This window comes from Streptomyces sudanensis (assembly GCF_023614315.1).
In the GTDB taxonomy this organism is placed as follows: Bacteria; Actinomycetota; Actinomycetes; order Streptomycetales; family Streptomycetaceae; genus Streptomyces; species Streptomyces sudanensis.
The window spans coordinates 4,296,191-4,304,744 of sequence record NZ_CP095474.1 but is presented as its reverse complement, the minus strand read 5'-3'; the positions used below and the strand labels follow the sequence as shown (position 1 = coordinate 4,304,744).

Annotated in this window: 6 protein-coding genes and 2 pseudogenes; 4 read left to right on the top strand and 4 right to left on the bottom strand. The window is 74.2% G+C overall.

Annotated features, from left to right (window positions below; translation table 11 throughout):
* From MW084_RS19900 to eccB, 4 genes and pseudogenes are all read right to left on the bottom strand, one after another.
* Positions 1–898 (bottom strand): annotated as a pseudogene (locus tag MW084_RS19900) (WXG100 family type VII secretion target); the annotation flags it as partial.
* 5 nt (positions 899–903) lie between these two features.
* Positions 904–1,356, bottom strand: coding sequence for a hypothetical protein (locus MW084_RS19895; protein WP_010471530.1), 453 nt, complete (start codon positions 1,354–1,356; stop codon positions 904–906).
* Between the two features lie 187 nt (positions 1,357–1,543).
* A complete protein-coding gene (mycP, locus tag MW084_RS19890; RefSeq protein ID WP_010471532.1) occupies positions 1,544–2,812 on the bottom strand; it encodes a type VII secretion-associated serine protease mycosin in 1,269 nt (422 codons plus the stop codon).
* Positions 2,813–2,828: 16 nt separating this feature from the next.
* Entirely contained in the window at positions 2,829–4,358 is a 1,530-nt protein-coding gene (gene eccB / locus MW084_RS19885; protein WP_010471534.1) for a type VII secretion protein EccB, read from the bottom strand.
* Between the two features lie 290 nt (positions 4,359–4,648).
* Between eccB and eccE the strand changes: the two genes are divergently transcribed.
* The 4 genes and pseudogenes from eccE to MW084_RS19865 all read left to right on the top strand — a co-directional run.
* Positions 4,649–5,888: type VII secretion protein EccE (gene eccE, locus MW084_RS19880; RefSeq protein WP_275563723.1), on the top strand; the 1,240-nt coding region annotated here is incomplete at its 5' end.
* Positions 5,888–6,604, top strand: coding sequence for a hypothetical protein (locus MW084_RS19875; RefSeq protein WP_039829487.1), 717 nt, complete (start codon positions 5,888–5,890; stop codon positions 6,602–6,604). The genes eccE and MW084_RS19875, both read left to right, overlap by 1 nt.
* Before the next feature lie 176 nt (positions 6,605–6,780).
* Complete coding sequence (locus tag MW084_RS19870) at positions 6,781–7,014, top strand: DUF397 domain-containing protein (RefSeq protein ID WP_010471541.1); 234 nt, start codon at positions 6,781–6,783, stop codon at positions 7,012–7,014.
* A 450-nt stretch (positions 7,015–7,464) separates the two neighbouring features.
* Positions 7,465–7,653 (top strand): annotated as a pseudogene (locus MW084_RS19865) (SCO5717 family growth-regulating ATPase); the annotation flags it as partial.
* Positions 7,654–8,554: the final 901 nt, after the last annotated feature.

Sequence of the window (8,554 nt, the reverse complement as noted above, 5' to 3'; positions counted from 1 at the left end):
TCCATATGCGTTGATTGTTCAGTGTCGGTACTACCGTCGGCAATTTCGTGTACGGGGTGGGGCCGAGCGTGGGGGCCCCGGTGTTTCCGGTCGGCCCGCTTGCTTCGGCCGGGCGCGGGTACGCACCCTGTGGTGTGCTGGCTCCCGCAGAACCCATCGACGGCTGCCCGGCACTTCCCGGCGTCTCATTTCTATCGGATCCCACTGAAGGCGGCGGCACGTCGACCTTCAGCCGCTCCGGGAACTTCGGCGGCTCCTGGGAGGCGAGCGTCGACTCCGAGACCGCGTAGAACGACGCGAGGCGGTTCATCTGATTGATGGCCTCCTGGCGGTCGCGCTCCGCCTTGACGGCCTTCTGGTACTCCTCGTTGTCCGCCGTGCGCTCCGACGGGGGGAAGTCCGTGGGCTTCTTCGGGTCGGGGCGGTTGTCGCGGGGCGGGCGGGCGTTGCGGACGGAGGCCAGGCCGGTGCTGGCGACCTTCATCTGCGCGCCCACGACGTTGGCGAAGCTCGCCAGGTTGTACGTGTACGTCGCGAGGTCGGCGGCGAAGCGCTGGAACTCCGTGCCCGCCTCGCCCTTCAGCTCCACGGCGGCGGCGTCCTTCTTCAGGTCGCGCGCCGCGTCGTTGAGCGCCTTCCGGGCGGCCTCCAGGGCTGTTCCGGCGGCCTCCAGGTCGGAGGGGTTGGCCGCTTCGAGGAGGTCCAGCATGGCGTTGAGCGGGGCGTTCTCGAAGTCCGTCTTGCCGAAGAAGCCGCCGGGGCCGCTGTCGAAGCCGAAAAACCCGAGCTTGGCCGAGAAGCGCTCCAGTTGGTCCGTGGTGGTGAACCTGGCCTGGATCTGCGACGCTGCCTGGCTCTGTGACTGCTCGGGGGTGAGGTTCTTGTCTTCGGTTCCCATCGGCGTTACTCCAGGCCCTTGGAGACGTTCGGCATGTCCGTGCGGGGCTGCTCCGGCCCGCCGGCCTTCTCGTGCTTCTGCTCGGGCTTCTCGTACTTCTCGTGCTCCTTCGCCGCCTCCTTCAGGCGTGCGTCGATGGCGTGGAAGCGCTGGCGCGTCTCCTCGTCGACGTTGTCGAAGCCGACGTCGGCCGCGCGGACGCCGAGGCGCAGGAGCTCCATCTGGTCGGCCAGGAGCTTGGAGAGGGACACCAGTTCCTTGTGGACGCGGGCGTACTGCTTGAAGAAGCCGTCCGCTTCCGCGAAGGGCAGGCCGGTGCCGCTGAAGGCGCCGCGTTCGATGGTGTGCTGGGCGACCTTCTGGCTGCCGCCGGGGCCGCTCTCGAGTTCGGTCAGCAGTGCGTCGATCTTGGACTGGAAACTCCGTAGCGCGCCTGCGCCGCGTTCAAGGTCGGCCATGGCCCTTGCCCCTCCCCGTTGTTCCTGCGGTCGTGCATGGCGATCGGACCCCGTGTGCCACTCACCGATCGCACGCGCGTCACTCTATCCAGTGCCTCCGACAGTCCCAAGTGGCTTACCTGCCACGTGTCTTCCGCAGTGTCGGCGGAAGGAGGCCCTTCGGTCGCGGTGCGGTCGTGCGGATGCCTCACCCGTTCGCGGGACGCGCCGTCGCGCGGTCGCGGCGGCGGGCGTCGCGGAGGGCGATCGCGGTGCCGGCGATGGCGGCGACGAGGACGCCGCCGCCCACGACGACGTACGTCGCGAGGCGGGCGTTGCGCTGCTCGGGCGTCTCGCCCAGGTGGAGTTCGGCCGGTGTCGGCGGCTCCGCCTTGGTGACGCCCTCGTGGGCGACCGGGGCCTCGATGGGTCTGTCGTCCTCCGTCAGCGCCCGGACCGGGTCCACGACGCCCCACCCTACAAGCCGGTCGTGGCCGGCGATCGAGCGCTCCGCGGTCTGCTGGATCTGGGCGACGATCTGCTTGCGCGTCCAGTCCTTGTGCTTGGCCTTGATGAGCGCCGCGATCCCGGCGACGTACGGGGCGGAGAAGCTGGTGCCGTTGTCGGCGCAGTGCCCGCCGCCGGGCACCGTCGTGATCATGTCCACTCCGGGTGCGGCGACACCGACGAAGTCGCCGGACTGGGAGAAGGCGGCGCGTTCGTTGTTGCGGTCGGAGGCAGCGACGGCGAGGACGCCTTCGTAGGAGGCGGGGTAGGTCTTCTTGACGTTGCCGTCGAGGCCGTCGTTGCCCGCGGAGGCGACGACCACGATCTCCTCGTCCAGGGCCTGCTGGACGGCCTCCTTCAGCAGCGGTGTCGGCTCGATGGCGTTCGCCGTGTCCTGGGAGATGTTGATGACGTCGGCGTCCTCGGCGATGGCGTGCCGGATGGCCGACGCCAGCGTCCCGGCCGTGCCGTTGCCGTCCGCGTCGTTCTGCTGGATGGGGATGATCGTCGCGTCCGGGGCGAGGCCGACGAAGCCGGTTCCCCTCATGGGGCGCGCGGCGATGATGCCGGCGACCTTCGTGCCGTGGCCGACCGTGTCGGTGGTGCCGTCCTCCTTGCCGCGCTCGACCTTGTTGCCGTGCTCGTCCGTGGCGTCCTTCGGGATGAGGTTGACGCCGCTCCCCACGTCGACGGCGGGCTTCAGCTGCGGGTGCCGGACGTCCACGCCGGTGTCGATGACGGCGACGCGGACGCCCTTCCCGGTGGACTGCTTCCACAGTTCGTCGAGCAGGACCCGCTGGAGGGCCCAGGGGCGGCCCTCGTAGGGCTTGGCGGGGTACGTGCACTGGCCGGGGGTGTCCGCCGCGTCCGCCGCGGCCGGCGGGGCGGGCAGGGTGATCCCGAGGAACGCCGCTGCCGCCAGGACCGCCGTGCGGCGCCGGTTCGCGCGCCGCCTGTTCGTGGACCGCATGGTGTACGCCTCCGCCTCAGGATCCCTGCGGCTGCCGCGCCGCCGCCGTCGACAGACGCGGGCCGGTCGGCAGGAACGCCGACCAGGCGGCCGGCACGGGCCGCGGGTCCACGTCCTTGTAGCCGAGCCTGTTCTGGGCCTGCTGGGCCTCCAGGAGCCTCGCCTTGCGCTCCTCCGCGGAGCCGGAGGAGCCGATGCCGGAGTCGTCGGCCGGGTTGTCGCCGTTGGACTGCATCGCGTACCGCAGGCCGGTGTCGGTGACGAGGAACAGGAAGCCGGCGTCGGTGCGCGAGCCGGTGAACTGGCGGAAGAGGAGGCCGGTGCCGGGGGTGACGTAGGCGCTGCTGGATCCGGTGGGCAAGGGCGCCGGGAAGTCCTCCCCGGCCCAGGTGCCGAGGGTGGTGGAGCCGTCGTCCTCGTCGACCTCGTGCAGGACGTTGCAGACGGTGTTACGGCTGCCGTCGGCGGTGCTCGCGGAGTTGACGGGCTTCGGGGCGTCCCGCGGCCACTTCTTGTCGCGGCCGAACGCCTCGCCCGGCCGGAAGGCGGCGGCGCTGACGGAGGTGGCCTGGCCGTTCTGGCCGAGTCCGATCAGTTCGCGGCTGTTCAGCAGGAGCTTCGCGGTGAAGTCGGAGACGGGCGCGACCCGGCCCGGCAGGACGACGTACTGCTGCTTCCTGGTGCCGTCGGTGGCGGTGAGGACCATGCCGACCCGGTTCACCGCGGGGTCCAGTCCGGGGACGCCGGCGGGGGAGTTCGGCTCGCCGTCGACGGTGGGGAAGGTGATCTCGTCGCCCTTGTGGAGGGTCTCCAGCCAGCCGGCGGAGACGCGCTGCGGGGTGCGGCCCTGGCCGACGAGCTGGCGGAGCAGCAGTTCGTTCTTCTCCACCGGGTACGCGGTGCCGCCGGCGTCCACGATGTACCGGGTGCGGTCGGGGGCGGGGCCCTCGACGTACAGCAGGTCGCCGCCGCTCAGCCGGCCGGCCCCCTCGGTCCTGTCCTTCTCGCGGTCGGCGAGGACGAACGCCGCCTTCTGGATGGCGCGGCCGCCCTCGACGGGGCGTTCGCACACGGCCCAGCGCTTGGCGGCCCCGGCCTCCTTCGCGTCGGGGAGGCGGTCGGGCGCGTACGGGATGCCGAGGGTGGCGCCGTGCCGGATCCTCCCGCTGTCGAGCACCGACTCGTCGACCTTGATGACGGTGCCCTTGTCGGGGTTGAGCAGGAGTTTCGCGGAGGCCATGTTGAGGACCGGGTGCAGTTGCCGCGTCTTCCCGGTCTTCAGGACGACGTAGCGCGTCGTGGACTTGCTGGCGATGATGACGTTCTCGCCGGGCGTGTCCCAGCTCTTCGGGGCCACCGGGCGGAACATCCCCCACGCGCCGAACCCGGCGAGCACCACGACGCCCACGATGATCCCGGGCAGTACCGCGCGCAGCGGGCGGGGGGCGCTCTCCTCCGAGCCGGTGGAGTTGGGCTGGACGAATTGGGCGACGAGTCTCCGTTTCGCGAAGGTGTAGGCGTTGAGTTCGTCCCGACGCGATGCCATGTGTCCGCTGTCCCTCTCCCCGCTGGGCCGCCGCGTCCCCTGGTGCCAGGGGGCGCCGGCCGTCGTAACCGCCCTCCTACTATGCCTGTTGGCGGTGGGCCCGCTCCCCTCAGGTAGGGTGATCGCCCGGTCGACGGCCGTGTGGTTTTGGCTTTCAGGACACGAGGGGGCAACGCGGCGATGGGTACGGCGACGCGTGCGCGCACGAGGCGTTCCGGCGAGGGGCGCCCCGCCCGTTCCCACCGGCAACGCGGCAGCGGCCGCCGGGCCGCGGGCCCCNGCCCCNCCCNGGTCCCGGCCTCCGCGTCCGCCGCTCCGCGTCCGCTGTCGCGGGGCAGCCGGATGGGTCCGTTCCGGCTTCGCCAGCTGGTCCTGGTCGAACTGGCCCTGGCGCTGGCCGTGGTCGGGGTGGCGCTGCGGGGCCTGTGGCTGATCCCGACCCTGTCCGTCGCCGTGGTGCTGGTGCTGCTCGCGGTGGTGCGCCGGCGCGGCCAGACCGTGCCGGACTGGTCGGCGACGGCGCTGGCGCTGCGTGCCCGCCGCCGGGCGGCCGCGCCCGCCGCCGTGGACGTCGACCCGTCGCTGGCGCCGCTCGTGGAGGGGCTGCCGGGGTTCCGGCCGTTCCCGTACGTCGACCGGAAGCGCCGCACCGTCGGCATGCTCGGTGACGGCACGTTCCTGACGGCGGTGGTGCGGGTCGAGGCGGGCGGCGCCGCGCCGAGGCCCGCGTTCGGCGCGCGGACGCTCCCGATGTCCCTGCTCGGCGGGGCGCTGGAGGTCGACGACATCGTGCTGGAGTCGGTGCAGCTGGTGCAGCAGGTGCGTTCCGCGCCGGCGCCGCACCTGCCGCAGCAGGCGGTGGCCCGGCTCTCGTACGCACCGCTGCAGCAGCGCACCGGGGCGCCCGCCCTGCGGATGACGTGGGTGGCGCTGAAGCTGGACCCGGAGCGCTGCCGGGAGGCCGTGGAGGCGCGCGGCGGCGGTCTCCAGGGCGCCCAGCGGTGCCTGGTGCGCGCGGCGGACCACGTGGCGAGCAGGATCACCGGCGCCGGGTTCGAGGCCGTCGTCCTGGACCAGGAGGAGCTGAACTCCACGATGGCGACCGCGGCGTGCGCGAGCCCGCGGCTGGCCGCCCGCGCGCACCGCCCGGACGCCACTCCGCAGCGGCGGACGGTGGAGACGGCGCGGGTGTGGCGGTGCGACGACCGCTGGCACACGACGTACGCGGTGGGCCGCTGGCCCGCTCCGGCGGGCGGCGAGGGGTCGCCGCTGGCGAGGCTGGTGTCGCTGCTGACGGCGACGCCCGCGTACGCGACGACGTTCGGCCTGACGATGCGCCGCGGTGCGCGGAAGGACGCGGTGGACGTGTCCGGGTACGTGCGGATCACCGGTGGCTCGGACAGTGAACTCATCGGTGTGCGGCGGGCGTTGGAGCAGGCTGCCCGGTCCGCGAAGGTCGGCCTGGCGCGGCTGGACCGGGAGCAGTTGCCCGGCGTGCTGGCGACGCTGCCGCTGGGAGGGACGCGGTGATGTTCGGAACACGGTCGGCCCGCGCGCCGCGCGGACTGTTCGGCCCGCGCCACGCCGGCCACACCGTCGTCGCGGGCGGCCTGGACGCCCTGTCCCTGCCGGTGGGCGACGACGGCGTGGTCATCGGGGACGACGCGGAAGGCAACCCGCGCATCGTGGGCTTCCACCGCTCCACCCCGTACGACGTGCTGCTCATCGGCGGTCTGTGGACGGCGCAGGTGCTGGCGCTGCGCGCGGCGGGCACGGGTGCCCGGGTGGCGGTCGAGACGGGCCGGGCGCAGGCATGGACGGCGCTGGCGCACGCGGCCGGCGCGGGCCTGGAGTGCGTCACGCTGCACGACGTGGGCCGGGTGCCGCCGATGGGCGCGACGGTCGGCAGCCCGGTCCTGGTCGTCCGGGACTGCGGAATGCGCCCGCCGCGCGGCCGGGTGGTGTCGTCGCCGTGGCAGTCGGTGCTGACGCTGCTGCCGTACCTGAGCCCGGTCGCGCCCCGGCTGATGCGCGCCGCGACGCTCGTGGGCGTGCAGCGGGTCTCCCCGCAGGAGGCGGAGCAGATCGGCCGGATCCTGGGGTTGGCGCGGGCCGAGTACGAGGCCCTGCCGACGCTCGCGGACGGCGTGACGCTGTGGTGCGCGGGGCGGGAGCGGCACTGGGTGATGACGGGCGGCACCGACGCGGAGACGGGTCTGCTGGGCGCGGCCCGGCGGATGGACTGAGGCCGCGGCGCGGGCCGGCGCGGGGCCCGGGGCCGTTTGTCGAACGGCCCCGGAGCAGGGGGCGCACCGCCCTAAGATGCCGGGGAGGCGACGCGGACCGCGGTCGCGGTCGCGGTCGACCGGGCGGGCTCCCGAGGGGGCGCGCTCATCCCAGCCGTTACGAAAGGACTCGACCGATGGGCAGCGCACAGGAGAAGGACGAGCTGTACGCCCTCGACATCTCCGGGGTGGAGTGGCACGGCGCCCCGGGCACCAGTCCCGACGAGGAGCGCGTCGAGATCGCCTACCTGCCCGGCGGCGCGGTCGCCATGCGGTCCTCGCTGGATCCGGACACGGTCCTCCGCTACACGGAGGCGGAGTGGCGGGCGTTCGTACTGGGCGCGCGCGACGGGGAGTTCGACCTGAAGTGACCCCCTGGGGGGTCGGTCTGGAGTGAACCGCCGGTACGACGGCGGACGTGGGCCCCGCCCGTCCGGAGGGATTCCGGGCGGGCGGGGCCCGCTCCCGTGGAGAGGGGTTCTCGCCGGTCTCCGGCCGGCGCGGACCCCGGTGGGGCGGCCCGTTCCGGGGAAGGTGAGACCCTGTCGGTACGCGGGTTCCCGGCGCCCTCCGTTCTGGCGCGCCCTCACGCAGAGGTTCCGGTCCGTCACTTGGCGGTGGGGGCCGCCTTCCCGGGGACGCCTTCGCGGCCGGACGGGCCTGACACACGGGCGCCGTCGGCGATTAGGGTGTGAAGGGCCGGCCGCCACCCCGCGCGGGCGCACGGTGCGCGCCGGGGCGGGGAGCCGGGCCACGGACGACAGGAACGGTCGCCCACACCCACGACGGCACAAGGGTGCTCGACCACACCAGGAGGCAAAGTGAACGGCGATCGGGACGAGCTCCACCGGGGATGGAACACTCCTCCCGTCGACGATCCGTCCGACATGGACGCCGCCGAGATGACGGGCGAGTTCACCATCGACTACACCCCGCCCGCCTGGTACACGCAGAACGCCGGGGGCCCGGAGCCCTCGTCCCCGGGCGCGGCCCCGTCCCCCCCGCCGCCGNCCGNGCNNCCNNCGTCGCCGTCCCCGGTCTGCCGCAGGGCGGCGGCTTCCAGCCCCACTCCTTATACCCATCTAGCCGCACNGACNATCGCATNNGCNCCGNCCGCCGCGCACGTGCCCGTCCCGCCGCCCGCTCCCGCGGCGCAGCCGTTCGGCGGCGGCGGCGCGGAGAGCGGGGCCACGATGCGCTTCTCCCCCGCCGAACTGAAGCAGGAGGCGGACGAGATCGCGGGGCTCGTGGAGGCCCGGACGGCCGCCGGGGCCGGAGAGCGCTCCGGGGACGGCGGTACGGCGGACGGCGGCAGCGGCGTACCGGAGGGCGCCCCCGCACCGGACGGCGGGGGCACGGCGGACGGTGGGGCGGCGCCGGACACCGGTGCGGTGGACGGCGGACCGGCCGGCGAGGAGCGGACCGGCCGGGCCGGTGCCGCCGCGGAGCCGCAGGACGAGGCCCCGGAGGGCGGTCACGGCGGCGGCGGGAACGGCGGCGACGCGGACGCCGGTGACACGGGCGGCGGCGGCGCGGACAGCGGTGACACGGGCGGCGATGGCGGCCGGAGCGACGAGCCGGTCGCCGGTGGTGCCGACGGCTCCGGCGACGACGACCGGCCGGCCCCGCCCGCACAGGACCCCGCACCCGTACAAAACCCCGCGCCCGCGCCGGACTTCGCCCCGGCGCAGGACTCCCTGCCCGGGCAGGACCACGCGCCCGCCCCGGGCGCCGCTCCCGGACACGGCTTCGCGCCGGCGGCCGGTGGGGCCGTCCCGCAGCCGTGGCCGCCGCAGCCCGCCCAGCCGGGCGCCCCGGGCGGTGGACCGGCCGTACCGGGCCTGCCGCCGCTGCCGCCCGCGTTCCAGCCGGCGACGACGACCGGACCTCAGCAGTGGCCCGCCCCTCTCT

Bases quoted from the DNA above. Each gene is read 5' to 3' on its own strand.
- MW084_RS19875 (WP_039829487.1), top strand. From the start codon at position 5,888: ATGTTCGGAACACGGTCGGCCCGCGCGCCGCGCGGACTGTTCGGCCCG.
- eccB (WP_010471534.1), bottom strand. From the start codon at position 4,358: ATGGCATCGCGTCGGGACGAACTCAACGCCTACACCTTCGCGAAACGG.
- MW084_RS19895 (WP_010471530.1), bottom strand. From the start codon at position 1,356: ATGGCCGACCTTGAACGCGGCGCAGGCGCGCTACGGAGTTTCCAGTCC.
- MW084_RS19870 (WP_010471541.1), top strand. From the start codon at position 6,781: ATGGGCAGCGCACAGGAGAAGGACGAGCTGTACGCCCTCGACATCTCC.
- mycP (WP_010471532.1), bottom strand. From the start codon at position 2,812: ATGCGGTCCACGAACAGGCGGCGCGCGAACCGGCGCCGCACGGCGGTC.